Origin of the sequence: Sphaerisporangium sp. NPDC005288 (assembly GCF_040607475.1) — a bacterium.
GTDB lineage: Bacteria > Actinomycetota > Actinomycetes > Streptosporangiales > Streptosporangiaceae > Sphaerisporangium > Sphaerisporangium rhizosphaerae.
In genome coordinates this window covers 142,231-156,838 of record NZ_JBEXGT010000011.1, presented here as the reverse complement: position 1 = coordinate 156,838, position 14,608 = coordinate 142,231, and the positions used below count along the sequence as shown (strand labels likewise).

The 14,608-nt window shown below is 69.3% G+C and carries 13 protein-coding genes; 4 read left to right on the top strand and 9 right to left on the bottom strand.

The annotated features are described in order from the left end of the window. The first annotated feature begins 184 nt into the window (after positions 1–184). Positions 185–421, top strand: a complete 237-nt coding sequence (locus tag ABZU32_RS13365; protein WP_354849167.1) for a DUF397 domain-containing protein — start codon at positions 185–187, stop codon at positions 419–421. A 143-nt stretch (positions 422–564) separates the two neighbouring features. Then, positions 565–1,470 (top strand): helix-turn-helix transcriptional regulator, encoded by a 906-nt coding sequence (locus ABZU32_RS13360; RefSeq protein ID WP_354921322.1) that lies wholly within the window; start codon positions 565–567, stop codon positions 1,468–1,470. An 82-nt stretch (positions 1,471–1,552) separates the two neighbouring features. On the opposite strand, the gene ABZU32_RS13355 is transcribed toward ABZU32_RS13360, so the two are convergent. Then, positions 1,553–2,368, bottom strand: coding sequence for a class I SAM-dependent methyltransferase (locus tag ABZU32_RS13355; RefSeq protein ID WP_354921319.1), 816 nt, complete (start codon positions 2,366–2,368; stop codon positions 1,553–1,555). A gap of 80 nt (positions 2,369–2,448) precedes the next feature. On the opposite strand from ABZU32_RS13355, the gene ABZU32_RS13350 reads away from it, so the two are divergent. Continuing rightward, positions 2,449–2,946, top strand: a complete 498-nt coding sequence (locus tag ABZU32_RS13350; RefSeq protein WP_354921316.1) for a MarR family transcriptional regulator — start codon at positions 2,449–2,451, stop codon at positions 2,944–2,946. Between the two features lie 324 nt (positions 2,947–3,270). Here ABZU32_RS13350 and ABZU32_RS13345 read toward each other — a convergent pair whose 3' ends face one another. The 4 genes from ABZU32_RS13345 to ABZU32_RS13330 all read right to left on the bottom strand — a co-directional run bounded on the left by ABZU32_RS13345 (position 3,271) and on the right by ABZU32_RS13330 (position 6,433). Then, a complete protein-coding gene (locus ABZU32_RS13345; RefSeq protein WP_354921424.1) occupies positions 3,271–3,963 on the bottom strand; it encodes a GNAT family protein in 693 nt (230 codons plus the stop codon). 49 nt (positions 3,964–4,012) lie between these two features. Next, positions 4,013–4,924, bottom strand: coding sequence for a MerR family transcriptional regulator (locus ABZU32_RS13340; protein ID WP_354921313.1), 912 nt, complete (start codon positions 4,922–4,924; stop codon positions 4,013–4,015). A 484-nt stretch (positions 4,925–5,408) separates the two neighbouring features. Continuing rightward, positions 5,409–5,621, bottom strand: coding sequence for a DUF397 domain-containing protein (locus ABZU32_RS13335; RefSeq protein WP_354921310.1), 213 nt, complete (start codon positions 5,619–5,621; stop codon positions 5,409–5,411). Positions 5,622–5,716: 95 nt separating this feature from the next. Further along, complete coding sequence (locus ABZU32_RS13330; RefSeq protein WP_354921307.1) at positions 5,717–6,433, bottom strand: helix-turn-helix transcriptional regulator; 717 nt, start codon at positions 6,431–6,433, stop codon at positions 5,717–5,719. Positions 6,434–7,236: 803 nt separating this feature from the next. Between ABZU32_RS13330 and ABZU32_RS13325 the strand changes: the two genes are divergently transcribed. After that, positions 7,237–7,713, top strand: a complete 477-nt coding sequence (locus tag ABZU32_RS13325) for an ATP-binding protein (RefSeq protein WP_354921304.1) — start codon at positions 7,237–7,239, stop codon at positions 7,711–7,713. A 97-nt stretch (positions 7,714–7,810) separates the two neighbouring features. Here the strand turns inward: ABZU32_RS13325 and ABZU32_RS13320 are convergent, their stop codons facing one another. From ABZU32_RS13320 to ABZU32_RS13305, 4 genes are all read right to left on the bottom strand, one after another. Beyond that, the gene (locus ABZU32_RS13320; protein WP_354921301.1) at positions 7,811–9,946 is read right to left on the bottom strand and encodes an NACHT domain-containing protein; all 2,136 of its coding nucleotides are present in this window, start codon (positions 9,944–9,946) and stop codon (positions 7,811–7,813) included. Positions 9,947–10,314: 368 nt separating this feature from the next. Continuing rightward, positions 10,315–11,079 carry a DUF72 domain-containing protein gene (locus tag ABZU32_RS13315; protein WP_354921298.1) on the bottom strand — a complete coding sequence of 255 codons (765 nt, stop codon included), beginning with the start codon at positions 11,077–11,079 and terminating at the stop codon, positions 10,315–10,317. Between the two features lie 76 nt (positions 11,080–11,155). Then, the gene (locus ABZU32_RS13310) at positions 11,156–11,755 is read right to left on the bottom strand and encodes a hypothetical protein (protein WP_354921295.1); all 600 of its coding nucleotides are present in this window, start codon (positions 11,753–11,755) and stop codon (positions 11,156–11,158) included. Between the two features lie 36 nt (positions 11,756–11,791). Continuing rightward, positions 11,792–14,428 carry a DNRLRE domain-containing protein gene (locus ABZU32_RS13305; protein WP_354921292.1) on the bottom strand — a complete coding sequence of 879 codons (2,637 nt, stop codon included), beginning with the start codon at positions 14,426–14,428 and terminating at the stop codon, positions 11,792–11,794. Positions 14,429–14,608: the final 180 nt, after the last annotated feature.

The following is a 14,608-nucleotide window of genomic DNA, read 5'->3' as shown; positions in this document are numbered from 1 at the left end:
GGTTTACGCCTCATGCCCATATTGCCCGGCCCGATGTGCAGATGCAAGTACCGATGCACGTGCATCCGCACACCGGTATGCTGACTCGCGGGTGAAGGCAACCCGTTTGGGGCGCCCATCAGGATGAAGGCCCCTTTTCAGGAACGATGTCAGATTTGTCGGCTTCGGGGATGTGTGAGCAGGGATGAACGAGATCTCCAACGGCGTGGCCGCGACCGCGCTCTCAGGGGTGCGGTGGCGCAAGAGCGTCTACAGCAACCCCAGTGGCAACTGCGTCGAGCTCGCCGAGCTCCCGGGGGGCGAGGTGGCCGTGCGCAACTCCCGCCATCCCTCCGGTCCGGCCCTGATTTACAGTCGGGGAGAAATTGCCGCCTTCATCCAGGGGGCGAAGAACGGCGAGTTCGATGACCTGGCACTTTGACCGATCCGGTGGCTACGGAGTGTCCGAAATCGTAGCCTAAGGGTGATGTTGGGGTATATCCGGATTGGCCGCCCGGGGGTATCGTGAACTTCTCTGTCACCGCGAGAAGTGAATCTGAACTGCTGCTCTTCTAAGGACTGGCCATGATCACAGCCCGAGCCGAAGGGGACGAGACCCCGCTCAATCTGATGGCTCGGGAACGGGGCAGTTCCACGGTCCTGCGCATCCTCCTGGGCTCCCAGCTCCGCCGGCTGCGCGAGAGTCGCGGCATCACCCTGGAGGCGGCCGGGCACTCCATCCGCGCCTCGCACTCCAAGATCAGCCGCATGGAGCTGGGACGGGTAAGCTTCCGCGCCCGCGACGTCGCCGACCTCCTCACCCTGTACGGAGTGAGCGACGAGCGCGAGCGTGAGGCCCTGCTCTCGCTGGTCTCGCAGGCCAACCGCCCCGGCTGGTGGCACAACTACGACGACATCCTGCCCAACTGGTTCGAGGCGTACGTCGGGCTCGAAGAGGCCGCCACCCGCATCCGCTGCTATGAGGTGCAGTTCGTCCCCGGCCTGCTCCAGACCCCCGAGTACGCCAGGGCCGTCGTCCTGCTCGGCCACCCGGACGGCGTCGAGGAGGAGGTCCAGCGGCGGGTCGACCTGCGGATGGCCCGGCAGAAGGTACTCGGCAGGGCCACCCCTCCGCACCTGTGGGCCGTCGTCGACGAGGCGGCCCTTCGCCGCCCCCTGGGCGGCGCCGAGGTCATGCGCGGCCAGATCAGGCACCTCATCGAGGCCATCGCCTCGCCGAACATCACCGTCCAGGTGATGCCCTTCAGCGCCGGCGGCCACGCGGCGGCCGGCGGCCCGTTCAGCCTCCTGCGCTTCTCCGAGCGCGACCTGCCCGACGTGGTCTACCTGGAGCAGCTCACCAGCGCCATCTACCTGGACAAGCGCGAGGACCTCGACCGCTACCAGGCCGTCATGGAACGCCTGTGCATCGACGCCGTCCCCGCCTCCGAGACCAAGAAGGCCCTCACCGGAATCCTCGCTGAGCTCTGACCCCGTCTGAGGGGTCCGAGGGTCGAGGGCCGGCGGACCGGGTCAACGCGGCGAACGGCCGCAGTGACGGCCATCGGCCGTGTCAGAAGCGGAACCGCACGATGCGGGTGGACCGCTTCATGCCCGGCAGCGCATTTAGGACGCGGTACATGCGGCGTACGTTCGCGGGCGCCTTGGCCATCAGCACCGGCGAGTCGGACATCGGCGCCTCATCGACGTATTCGAGCCGCGGGTGCCAATCGGCCGGCTCCGCCGGGTCGTTGAAGCCGCAGTGGAACTGGGTGCCGTACTTGCGCAGCACGGGATGCCATTTCGAGGTGCGCCACGCCCAGACCGACACCGTGTCGAACTGTATCTGTCCGGCGGGAAAGGCATCGACGACGCTGATCAGCAGCCGCCGGACGTCGGTCTCGGTCAGATAGGGCACCAATCCCTCGGCGATCATCAGCACCGGCCGGCCGCGGGGAATGCGTTCCAGCCAGGTCAGGTCGGTGACACCGGAGTCGATCAGGGTGTAGTGCTCGCGTGGCGGCAGGAACCGCCGCCGCAGGTCGATGACGGAGTGGTAGTCCAGGTCGTACCAGTCGACGGTGGCGGGCGGGTCCATCCGGTACACCCGGGCGTCGAGGCCGCAGCCCAGGTGCAGCACCACCGCGTCAGGGTGATCGGCGAGGAAGCTTCGCGCCCAGTCGTCGTGGGCCTTGGCGCGCACCACGGCGGCGAGGCCCATCTGGCTGGTGCCGAATCTGCGCTTGTCGTAGCCGGGGTCGAGGCGGCGCATCGCCTGCTCGGCGTACCTGTCACCGAGAATCGGGTCCGGTAGTCGGTTGTCCAGCGCTTTGGCCCTGAGGACGGGGCTTAGGGTCTGTTGCACTCCGACGAGTTCGGTGTCTCTCACACAGCTACACTAGACCTATTTCACGAATTTCGTGAAGTTCGCGAACACTTTCGATCGTCAACGGCAGACAGGGAGCTTCGGTGACACAAGCGGATGAGAACGCCATCGCCGGCTACCAGGAACGGTTCGCTCAGATCATGGTCGAATCCGGCATGCCCCGGATGGCCGCGCGCGTGTACGCCGCACTGCTGGTCACCGACTCCGGCAAGCTGTCGGCCGCCGAACTCGCCGAGCGACTGGGCGTCGGCGCGTCAGCGATCTCGGGGGCGGTCAAGTACCTGGTGCAGGTGCGACTGGTCGAACGCGGTCGCGAACCCGGTGGCCGACACGACTTCTGCCGCGTCCACGAGCACACCTGGAGCCACTACGTCAGCCAGTCCGACCCGGTGCTGGCCCGGCTGCAGGAAGGCGCCGGCGAGGGCATCGCGGTCCTGGGTCCCGACTCTCCCGCCGGACGGCGGCTGGACGAGACTCGACGGTTCTTCGCGTTCGTACGCGAGGAGATCAAGCAGTCGATGGTGAAGTGGCAGCGACTCCAGGAGGCTGAACGCGAGCCCGGTCAGAGGCGCGCGCTGTGAACCCGATGGTGGCGTGAGCGTTCGCGGCCGTGCCCCTCCCAGGGATTCCAGACCTCAGGACCATATCCGTTGGATCTTCCATCAGTCCGGGCGCCCGCCAGGCAGCGGTGTCAGCTTCTGGACGCAGGACGGCGGCGTCCGCGTGGTGAACCTGGCCGCCGTCGCTCAGTCGTAGAAGGCATCAACAGGGGCAAAGAGTGGCGCGGGCCGGCCTTCCGCTTTGACAGGACACCCGGCAGCTACCTAGCCGGCCTCCACCTACGCGGAGCCATCTTGTTGATCCGAAGCCTCTGACCCATCCGAAGATTCGAACTCCGTACAGCCTTAGCGGCTGCGGTTGACAGGGACTTCGAAGATGAGTCCGAGACCGTCCTCTTCGTCCCAGTGTTCTCCGACCTCGACGAAGCCGAAGCCGGCGATCGTGGCCAGGGACGCCACATTATCGGGACTAATGGTCGCCCGTACGGTCTTGACCGCCGGTTCGGCCGCGGCCCGACGCAGCAACTCGATCAGGATGGCTCGGCCATACCCCTGGCGACGGAAGTCAGGAGCAACCGCGTAGCCGATCTCTACCATGCCCGCCTCATCGGGCGGTCCGTGAAACCCGGCATGACCGATGACGACACCTTCAGGCCCGGTCACCGCCTGCCGCACCATCCACTGTGCGTGGCGGGGATCGGCGGCCATCTGGTCGATCCGAAACCGCCACAGCCACCGTGCTCTGTCTGTCACGAAGTACTCGGTCAGAGCGACCCCGGCCGTGTTGCTGGCTGCGGCCAGGTCCCCATCGAGCAGAGCGGACATCGCAGTGCGCGACAACTCGACAAAGCGTACTTGCTTCGAACTGGTGGAGAACGACGTCTGTCGATCGGCTTCATCGGTCACCGTGCGGATGCTCGCAAAATGTCCGGCAGACGTCCAACGAATTTGGAGTGATCGACAACCGCACTTGCTCACGACAGCATCCGCCACCACGAGCACCGACCCGCTGAAAGAGGAACCCGACAGCGAGATCATCACCGCGACGAGGTGACTGCGGGCAATGTCAGCGCGGCTCCGTCGGGGGTCAGCCGTGGGTGTGCAGGGCGGCGATGAGCCAGTCGAACGCGGGGATGACCGACGGGCCGGGCTCGCGGCCGTTGAGGACGGCGAGCAGGTGCCAGTAGCGCTCGACCTGGACGTCGGCGAGCGTCCGGAGGCGGTCGCGCAACTCGGCCCGTTCCGCCGCCGGCAGGTCCGGCCCGACGACGCGGTCCAGGACGTCTTTGCCCGCCGCCGTCTCGGGCGCGACCCCTTCGGCCAGGGCGTGGCCGGCCTCCTCCAGCACCCGCCGCCTCAGGTCGAAGCCGTCCTCGATCGGCGGCCCGAAGACCCCGTCCAGGACGATGCGCCGCAGCCGGGTCCGGAAGCCCTCGTCGGCGACCAGCTCGCCCAACTCCAGCCACGCGTCGATCTGGCGGGCGTCCGGGTCGTCGGGCAACTCGGCGGGAAGCTCCCGCATCCACTCCGCGACGATCAAGGCATCCTCCCGCGGGCCGATCCCGGCGAAGATCTCCGCCACGAAATCGTCGATGACCCGCTGCCGTTCGGCGGCCGACAGCCGGGCGAGTCTGTGCGTCATCACGGTCTCCTCTGCGGTGCCGCCGCGCTCCGCGATGCCGTTCAGCACGGCGCGGCGCAGTCTCAGGGTGCGGATCTCGGCGTCGAGGGCGCGGACGTGCGCCTTGGCGACCTCGGCGACCGAAACCTGGTTCGTCAGGATCGCCTGGACGGTCTCCAGGCCGATGCCGAGGTCGCGGAGCGTCCGGACGAGGTCGAACCGGGCGACGGCCGCCGCGTCGTACAGGCGGTACCCGCCGGCCGAACGCACCGTCGGTGGCACGACGCCGATGTCCGACCAGAACCGGATGGTGTGCACCGACAGGCCGGTACGCCGCGCGATGCGGCCGACGGTGTGAAGCTCCACGCTCTCGCTCACGGCACCGACCCTGCACCCTCGCCCCACCCGAAGGTCAACCGCGGCCCTCTACTATCCGCCGCCTCCGAGCGCTCATCAGAGTTGCCGCGTCCGGCCCGGGGTCCTGACCTGACCGCTCAGGTCGGCGCAGCCGACGAGTTACGCGACCGCAACCGGGAGGCCCGCGACCTGCGGCGCGGAGACTTCACCTCTTCATCGGATCGCCCGCTTGCTCCTGTCACCAGAATGGCCCTCTCTTGCTGTCGATCACCTGCCAAGGTTGAGACCACAACGAGCGAGCAGGGAGTATGCATAAGTGCAGCGGCCTGGGATGCGGTGAAGCAGCGGGCGCGAGAGCGGCGCCGGGCTTCGGGTCTCCCCTTGCGATCGGATTCCGAAAAAGAGGCCGCGATGGAGAAACCCCCGGCGGAGGTGCGAGCGCGCAAGCTCGCGACACCTCATGCGGAGGCTTCATGACCGGGACGGCGCTATGTGGCGTGGCGGGCTAGAAGTCGAAGTCGCCGTTCTTGGCACCGTCGATGAAGGCGTCCCAGACGCTCGCGCTGACGACGAAGGGGGCCTTCTCGGGGGCCTCGGTGTCCCGCAGCCCGACCCGCCCCCCGGACAGCGGAGCCACTTCCAGGCAGTTTCCCTGGTTGGACGCGCTCTTGGTGGCCTTGCGCCAGGCTGCCACCTTCAGTTCTTCGTTCACGTCCATGCTGCCTGCGCCTCTCTGATCAACTTGATAGAGACATGTTGCGGGTGTGAGTCGGCTCGAATTCTGTCGTATCGAGCGCGGATGGCCTCGACATCTTATGGCCGGTTGGTCACGTGCCCGTGAGTCGCGGACTCGATATATACCGTATCCGCACCTCCGGGAAGTTGCGCGATGATAAATCCGCCGGAGGTGCCGGTGGTCGCCCCGAGGCTCAGGGGGATGATCTGGACGCTGACCCTAGGTGACTCGGCCGCTTCCAAGAGGCGTTCGAGCTGAAGACTCATCACCTTCTTTCCGCCAATAGGACGGCAGAGGACGCCCTCGTCCAGCACCACCCAAAGGATGGGGCAATTGGAGCGCACCAAGATATTTTGTCGATCCATTCGCGCCTGGACCGCAGTTTCCACGCGTTCCTCGCTGATACCAGGTTCACCGCGGATGACGACTCGGGCGTAGTCCTCGGTCTGCAGGAGGCCCGGCACGACCAGGGGCTCCCAGCTGTGCAGGGTGTGGGCTTCCTGTTCGACCTCGAGCCAATCGCGGAACCAGCGGGGGCTCGCGCCTCGGGTCAGTTGCGCCCAGAGGCGGACGAGCTCGCCGCCGGCGTCCACGGCGTCGTCGTAGCGCTGCATGAAGTTCTGGCTCGGGGTGCGCTCGCCGCGCTCGATGAACCCGACGAGGCTCTGGCTGAACTGGATGATCCGCGCCAGGCGGTCCTGGGTGAAGTCGCACCGCAGTCGGTGCTTGCGCATTTGGGCGCCCAGAAAGGCCAGCGGCCGCTCTGTTGGATCGGGGTCGAGAGGAATGGGCATGACGGCTCCGTCGGGTGGAATGCGCTACTCCTTCAGCACGGCGAGCACAGCGGCAGTACAAAGCGTCCGGCTATGTGGCCCGTCTTTCGCTGCACAAAGTAGCCGGTCGGGAGCACGCTGTGAAGCGGTTCGAGGGGCTGGGCGGCAAGGGCGATGCCCGTCCGCTCGGCCAATTGGGCGTCCCATATAGGGGTGTCAAAAGGTCGTCCATTATGTCCAAATATAAGGAGATAAGAATGGCTGTCGGAGTGGGGGACGGCCCGGATTCGACCACCAGCCGCCGCCGCAGCCGGTTAGGGGTTTGTCACCGGGACGACAGCACCGCGGGGCGATCTTGGCCGTACCTGTCAGGGGGTGGAATGGCAGCGCGTGAGATCGGGACGGGCCGGGGTGGCAGGCATCGGGTGGGGGCTCCTGTGAACCAGGTCCAGCCGGGGGTGTGGGATCCGGCGAAGCGGGCCGCCGCCCGGCGACTCGACCGACAGGAACCGGCCTGGGCGGTCTGGTACGGGGTGGGCGCCCGGTGCTTCTACGCCGTGGCCATCTGGGGGACACCCGGGCCCCTGATCGTCCAGTCCCGCGCGGTCGACGAACTCAGCGCACTCATGCGCGAGGCCGAGCGGCCTGGTCGTACCGGAGCCGCCTCATCCCCGTCACCGGGGCACCCGCCGTCCCCGCAGGCGCACCCCGCCATCCCGCCGCCTCCGCCCACTGGTCACTCCCAGTCACCAGGGCGGACCGTGAGCCTGCCGCCCTGGCCTACCGTCCTCCCGCCCGCGCCGCGTCCACCCCGAGGAGCGAACATGCCCGACAGCACGCCGGACGCCCGCGTCGTCCACTGGGAGCTGCCGCACGACCTGTCGATGGCCGGCAAGGCGCGCGGCATGGTGCGGGAGACCCTGCTGTCCTGGGGGCTCCAGGCGTTGGCGGACGACGTGGTGCTGGCGACCGGTGAGTTGCTGGCGAACGCGCTGGCCTACGGCGCGCCGCCGATAGGGCTGGCCCTGTCGGCACGCGGCGACGAGCTTCGGGTCGAGGTCACCGACCATGGTTGCGGACGGCCGCGCCGGCTGGACCTGGGCGTGGAGGCCGTCCACGGCCGCGGCCTGGCCATCGTCGAGGCCCTGGCCGCCGAATGCGGCGTCACCACGCGTTCCGGCGTCGTCGGCAAGACGGTCTGGGCCCGCTGGCGCGTCCCCGCGTGGTCCGCGCCGCCGGCTCAGGACGCCGGCCGGCGCGCGGGCGGGGCGACCGGCATCGCATGCGAACCTTTCCCCTGATCGGCCCCCGGAGACCCGCATGAGGGCGCGAGCGCCGGGTGACCGGATGAGCGGCGCGCTCCGGCAGACACAGCGTCGGTAGCCGCCTCCTCGGGGATCAGGACACGGCCGAACGCGTGGCGTCGGGGGAGACGCGGGCGAGGTGGTCGTGGAGTTCGGCGTGGCGGAACTGGTAGAGGGGGCCTACGGCGCGTAGCAGGCCGGTCTTGTGCATGTCGTCCAGGAACGTCATCAGGCGCAGCGGCAGCCGGCCGGTCGCGGCGAGCAGCGGCAGGGCGAACACAGTGGCCGCCCAGGCCCGCCGTCCCCGCTGCGTCACCGTGGCGAGCATGCCGCCCACGAGCAGGCCGAGGCCCAGCTCGCGCAGCCGGTCGCCCGGTTCGCCGCCCATCTGCCGCAGCACCCAGCCGGCGCCGAGGGCCAGCGCCGTGCCGAGGAGCAGCCCGGTGACCAGCCGCATGCCGGTCAGCGCCCGGTTGGCCCGCCACACCGCCATCGGGGTGAGGGCGCTGGTGAACCGAGGCGGTCGTTCCTCGTCCGACTCCTCGGGCCGCGGGCCGGCGATCGTCAGCCAGAGGCCGGTCGTGGTCATCACCGCCATGCCGACCCCCTCCCAGAACCCATAGACCGCTCCGGTGACGACTCCCATCGGCAGGCCCATGCCGGGAATGGACAGCATGGCGAGCCGGAAGGGCCTGATCTGCTCGCGTACCAGTCGGGCGAGGTGGTCCGCGAGCGTCGGGCGGGAGAAGGCCGGAGTGTCCGAGGCCACCGACGCCGTGCCCAGGCCGTAGGCGAACCACAGGGCCAGCCCGAGCGGAGCGTGGCCGGTCGCGAGCGGAGGCAGCGCGGCGGGCAGGCCGTACAGGATGCCGGTCCAGGAGATGGCCCATCCCCGGACGGGCCAGGCCGGTCGCTTTCGTCCCGGCGGGGTGGCCGCCTGCCGCGCGATACGCCACCAGGCCACCTCACGCGTGCCGTGAGCCGTCGACAGCCGGGCCAGGAACGACAGCCATCGGCGCACCTTGACCGGGTCCCAGGTGTGGCGCGGCCGGAAAGGGTCGTCGGCGGGCGGCCGCGCGGGCGGCCGGTCGAGCAGGGCGGGAATGAGCTCGTCGAGCAGGTGCGCGCGCAGCGCGGCGGCGTCGCCCGCGTAGACGGTCGCCAGGGGTGTGGGATCGGCGCCCCGCTCGATGTAGACGGTGCGCACGAGCCACAGCCCGAGCGCGGTCCTGGTCGCCGCGGCGAGCGCGGGCGCCTCGCCGTTCTCCATCGCGCGCAGCGTACGATCCCAGGCCGGGGTGCGGTCCGGTGGCAGGTCGTCGGTCAGGTAACCGATCGCGACCTTGGGGGCGAGCGCCTTGGGGGCGATGACCGCGGCGCCCTTCAGCACCCGGCCGGACTTCTTGACGGCGTCGCCGTACTCGTCGGTCCGGGAGGTGAGGATCATCTGGTCGCGCTCTGCCAGCGTTCTGTTCAGGGCGGCGATCACCCGGGGCCGGGCCGGCTCGGGGAGTTCGTCCAGGCCGTCCAGGACCGGCAGGACGTGGCCGCGCCGCACCAGCAGGTCGGCGCCGTCCGCGCCCTTTCCCCGGCCCCGCGCCACCCCGTAGTCCGTGCGCAGCCGCTCGGCCAGCCAGTCGTGCAGGCGCGGGTGGACCTCGACGTCCCAGTCGGCGAGCGACACCGGTACCGGTACCGGCTCCTCGGAGGTGCGGGTCTCGATGAGCAGCAGCAGAAGCCGGACGGCCAGCGTGGTCTTCCCCGTGCCCGCGCCGCCGGTGATCACCAGGCGACGCCGGCGCAGGGCGCGGAACGTCGCCACGAGCCACTCGTCGTCGGCCGCGTCGCCGGAGATGTCGCCGTCGGCGACCAGCCGGGCGTGGTCCATCGTCGTGGTGCGCCGGGTCAGGTGCCAGGGGACCGGGATGGCCGGCGCCCCCTGCGCGCGGATCGCCCGCTCCTCGGCCCACCGGTCGTGCACCAGCTCCGCGAGCACCCGCTTGGCCTCGGCGACGTCCTCGGGCGGCCCGGCCGCCCACGCCCGCCTGAGCCACAGGACCAGCGGCACCACGAGCGCGACCGTCGTGAGCAGCACGCCGGCCGCGTCCCCGAGGTGCAGTTTCTCGCCGAGGTCGAGCCTGACCAGGACCATGACGACGACCGTGCCGAGCCCGAGCAGGGACAGGCAGGCCGCGGCGGTGACCATGAGGCGACGGCGAGACCGGGACATGAGCGGATACTGACAAATCTGGTCGGCCGCCGTCAGGGTGATCGCGAATTCCGTGACCGGTCGGAGACGCGACCGGCCGGTGCTGCCAGTGCTGTGACCGCGAAACGATCACGGCTTGGCGCCGTGGTAGGCGCCGGCTTCGCCGTTACCACGACCCGCCGACCCGGCGCCGATCACTACAGCACCTGGCGAGGGTGGAGGGTCGCACGCGGTGAAGGTGGTCGGTCACCGCACTGGCGGTACCTGGCGAGGGTGGAGGGCCGCACGCGGTGAAGGTGGTCGGTTACCGTACTGGCGGTACCTGGCGAGGGTGGAGGGTCGCACGCGGTGAAGGTGGTCGGTCACCGCACCGGCGGCGCTGGGGTGGGTCAGGAGGGCGGTGCCGGTGGGGTGGGGGTGACGGGGAGCCCCTCGGCGCGGGCCAGGTCGGCGAAGCGGACGGCGTTGCGGACGGCGGCGCCGACGGGGTCGTTGTTGAAGTACACGTAGACGTCGTCCCCGGGGGTCCACCGTTCGCCCAGCCGGTGCAGCCACGAGCGCAGCGACGCATCGCCGTAGGAAGGCCAGGGGTGGGCGCGGCCCTGATGGAGCCGCAGGTAGCCCCACCCGGCGGTACGCCACAGCGGGGTCACGGGGCGGCTCAGGACGTCGGCCCAGCACAGGGCGGCGTCGTGGGCGGTCAGGACCTCGCGCACCGCGCCGGTCCACCAGGAGTCGTGGCGCGGCTCGACGGCCACGCGCACATGGCGCGGGAAGCGGGCCAGGCAGGCGTCGAGCCGCTCGGGGTCGGCCTTGAGGTTAGGCGGGAGCTGGACCAGGACGGGGCCGAGCTTGGGGCCGAGGCCCTCGGCGGCGTCCATCAGCCGCTGGACCGGCTCCTCGGGGTCCTTCAGCCGTTTGATGTGGGTGAGGAACCGGCTGGCCTTGACCGCCATCACGAACCCGTCCGGGGTGCGGTCGCGCCAGCTCTCGAACGTCTCGCGCGCCGGCAGCCGGTAGAAGGCGTTGTTGTTCTCCACCGTGCCGAAGCACTCGGCGTACCGCTCCAGCCACACTCGCTGCGGCAGCCCGGCGGGGTACAGCACGTCGCGCCAGTGCTTGTACTGCCACCCCGACGTTCCCACCAGCAGCATCAGAACCTCCGCTTCACCGCCTCCGCTTCCTCCCTCGTCCTTCCCCGACCGCCCGGCCCCATGTGACCTCGGATGGTCACTCCTCCTCGGCGCGTCTCATCTCCTCGTACATGTCTTCACACCGGCGGGTGATCATGTCACCGGGCGCGCACAGCTCGACGGTCAGCGAGAAGTCAACAGTGCGTTGCCGGCCGGCGGAGGTGTAGGTGAGGTGCACGCCTTCGGCGCTCGCAGTGGCGTCGCCGGTCTTGCCGTACTGAAGGCCGAGTTCCGTGTGGACGGTGTTCCGTTCTTCCTCGGCGCACGGGGTGGTGACGGCGGGACTGCGGGCAGGGAAGCCGAGTTCCGTCAGAGGCTGCTCGGCGTTGCCGAGCATCTCGTGCGTACGGCTCTGCGGCCGGGAGGAGAACGCCTGCAACACCATGCCGCCCTGTGGCTTGATCAGGTCGATTCTGTCGATGGTGACCGAGCCGGGCCGGTCCAGGCACATGACCCAGCTGCCGAGGGAGTACGAGCGGTGGGCGCGGGTGTTGGGCAGCGCCACCGTGATCGCGACGGTCTCGCCGGTCTTCGGATCCTGGCCGAGTGCCAGCCGCGGGCCCTCACCCGCGCATCCGGTAGCGGTCGTGGCGGTCACCATGACCATCGGCAGGATCAGGCGGGTGAGGGTTCGCATCAGGGGCTTACCTTCTAGGATCGGTCGTTCCGGTGTCTAGTACTTGTGAGCTTCGGCTATTCGAGAGGTGGGGTCGGCCCAGCCGTCGATCGTGTTGCCGCACAGCCGGGTCTTCTTCGTGACCGTCCAGCTGATGGACGAGGAGGAGTTGAAGCCCGATTGCGCCGACACGTTGACGACGCCCAAGTCGACGCCGCCGCTGACCGTGGCGTTCTTGCCGCGGGTCTTTGTGTACGTCCCGCCCGTGTATGTGGTGCACTTGCGCGTGTCCTTGAAGATGACCGGCTTGGCCTTCGTGAACTTGGTCAGCAGGCTGTGCACGCCCGTGGGCCTGCGTTCGGTGGGGCCGATCACCGTCGTCACCGACGTGCAGACATGCGTGTAATCGCGGTAGTTGACCTTGTTGTATACCCAGACGCTGGTGAGCCCGCCTCGCTCCGCGCTCGCTGTCAGGTCGACCTTGCGCGATCCGCCTGCCGACCAGCGCCCGGCGGTGTCCTTGAAGCCCATCCCCAGCTGATGGTCCACACCGTACTGCTGAGTGACTTTCGCTTTGGCGCCGCTCCAGCCATGGGCCTCCATGAACCTCTCCTGGAGTCCGCTGTGCCTGGCACGCGCCTCTGTGAAACAGAGACGAGCGGCCGAGGCGGCGGCCATGCCGTACTGGGCGGCGGCCATGGTGAAGACGTCTGACCGGTCCTCCACCGCCACCGCTGACGCGCGCGCGCCAGCGTCGACTCCGAGGCTGTCGTCCTGCCACTCGGGCTCGGTCTCCGGGTCGGGGTCCGGCTGGACTTCGGTGTCGGGGTCGATCTCCTCGCCCTCCGGGCCGGGATCGATCCACGCGGCCGGGGAGTCGGCACGGTTCTCGGCCACGCGAGGGCTGCTGCCAAGGTCGACGGACAACGTGGCCGGGCCGCTGTTCTCGGAGACATCGGCCGGGGCGGTCGACCACAGGGGGACCACCACGTCCGCCAAGGCGGTCATGGCCGTGGCCACCGCCCCGACGGGCCTGGTGGCGGTGTAGTTCCACCGCACTTCACGAGTGGCGTCCGCGATCGCCAGTTGCACGTCCACCGAGCCGTCGTCGGCCACGTAGTCGGCTGGCAGGGCGTCGGGATCCACATCGATGATGAACCGGCCCTGGGAGTCGGCCTTCGCCACGCCGATGGCCTGGGTCGGCACCTTGGCGCCGTCGGCAAGGCCGTCGAGAATCTCCTCCCGGGGCCAGGCGGTCGCCACCACGTCTGCGCCGGGAACGGGCTGGCCGTCGATGGCGGCCACGCCCGTGACGGCGCTTTCAGGGATGGTGCCGTCGGGCCGTGTGGGCGGGGTGTAGTCGACGATCAGCTTCGGGCCCTTGGCCGGGTCGCCGTTCTCTGACGAGCGGTACATGCGCCAGTTCGTCGCGTCGTTCTCGTTAGCGGCGCGCAACTGGAGCCCGTAATTGGCGGCACCGTCGGCCCAGTCCTGGACGATGCCCTCGATCGAGTAGTACATCTCCGCTTCGGCGCAGGAAGGGTCGCCTGCGGCGCGCGCCAGGGTGACGGCGTTGGTGCCGGTCGTCGTCGGCTGGGCGGTGAGTTGCAGGGCGGACGGGCTCCAAGCGCCGGTGACCCGGCGCACCTGGATGCCGGAGCCGACACTCGTGCCGCAGTCGTTCGACTTGTAGTTCCACAGCCGCAGGTCGGCGTTGTTGATCGTCGAACCGGCCAGTCTCGTCGTGCCGAACTGCAGGTAGGTGCGGGCGGTCTTGCCGCCGGAGCCGAACTTGCCGGCGTGCAGCCAGGTAGCGGCGTTCTGGGCGGTCGGGTAGTCGGTGGAGATGAACGTGTCGGTCTTCAGCGCGAGCGTCGTCCACGGATCCACCGTGACCGGGTACCGTACCGCTGGGTCGGCCAGGAAAGCCGGATCCGGCTTGAGGACCAGGACGGGGCCATCCTCGCCCTTCTCGACGGCGGTGGTCACCGCCGCCCGGCGGCCCGAGTCAGGAGACTCCTGCGCGGCGGCGTCCCACATGTACGGCTGGGGCGCGGAGGCGATCAGGCCGCCGGCGGAGGCGTCGGTCAGCTTGAGTCGGCCGGAGGCGTCCTTACCGAAGTTCAGCCCCGAGAGGGCCAGTGGCAGCCTGATCTCCAGCGGCCTGGTGGGGCGTTCACGCAGCACCACATCGTTGGCCATGCCGGTCGGCAGGGCGGTCACCACCAGGTCACCGCCGGGAACGACACCGCTGTAGGTGGCGACGTTGCCGGCCACCGTGGGCCGGGGCAGTGCCTTGGCCCATCGGACGCCGAAGCTCCTGCCCTTGCCGCGGCTGAGCCGCGCGACGGCGCCGTTGCCGCCGGTTGAGATCTCAAGGTCTGCCTTGGCCCGCTGCGGCCGGAGCACGCCGCCGCTTTCGACGAGTGAGGTGTCGATGTCCCCCCAGACGCCCTTGTCCTTGATCCGCACGGGTCCGGAGAACAACTCGGTACGAAGCGAGCCATCAGGGTTGGCGTAGGTAGTGCTCTCCTCGGTGCGCAGTGACCAGATCTCGACGGGAGAGCCCCCGCGCTTCGCCGCCTCCAGAGCCGAGTGCCGGTCGGGGGAGGAGGCGGTCACCTCGACGGCCACGCTACCTGCGGCGACCCCGGCCCCGGCCGTGGTCAGGAGCGAGGCGGTCAAGAGCAGCACAGCGCCGACTGCCAGGCCGGAGGAAGGCCGTGAAGTCCGCCGCGACCTGCGTGGATGTAAGTCCTCGATTGCCATTGGCTCATCTCTGCCAGAAGGGACAAGTCGGCGTGACATTACGTTAATAAGATGGGTAAATCAAATGGGATCAGAGTGATGCATGTGGCGGTCGTCATGGCGAAG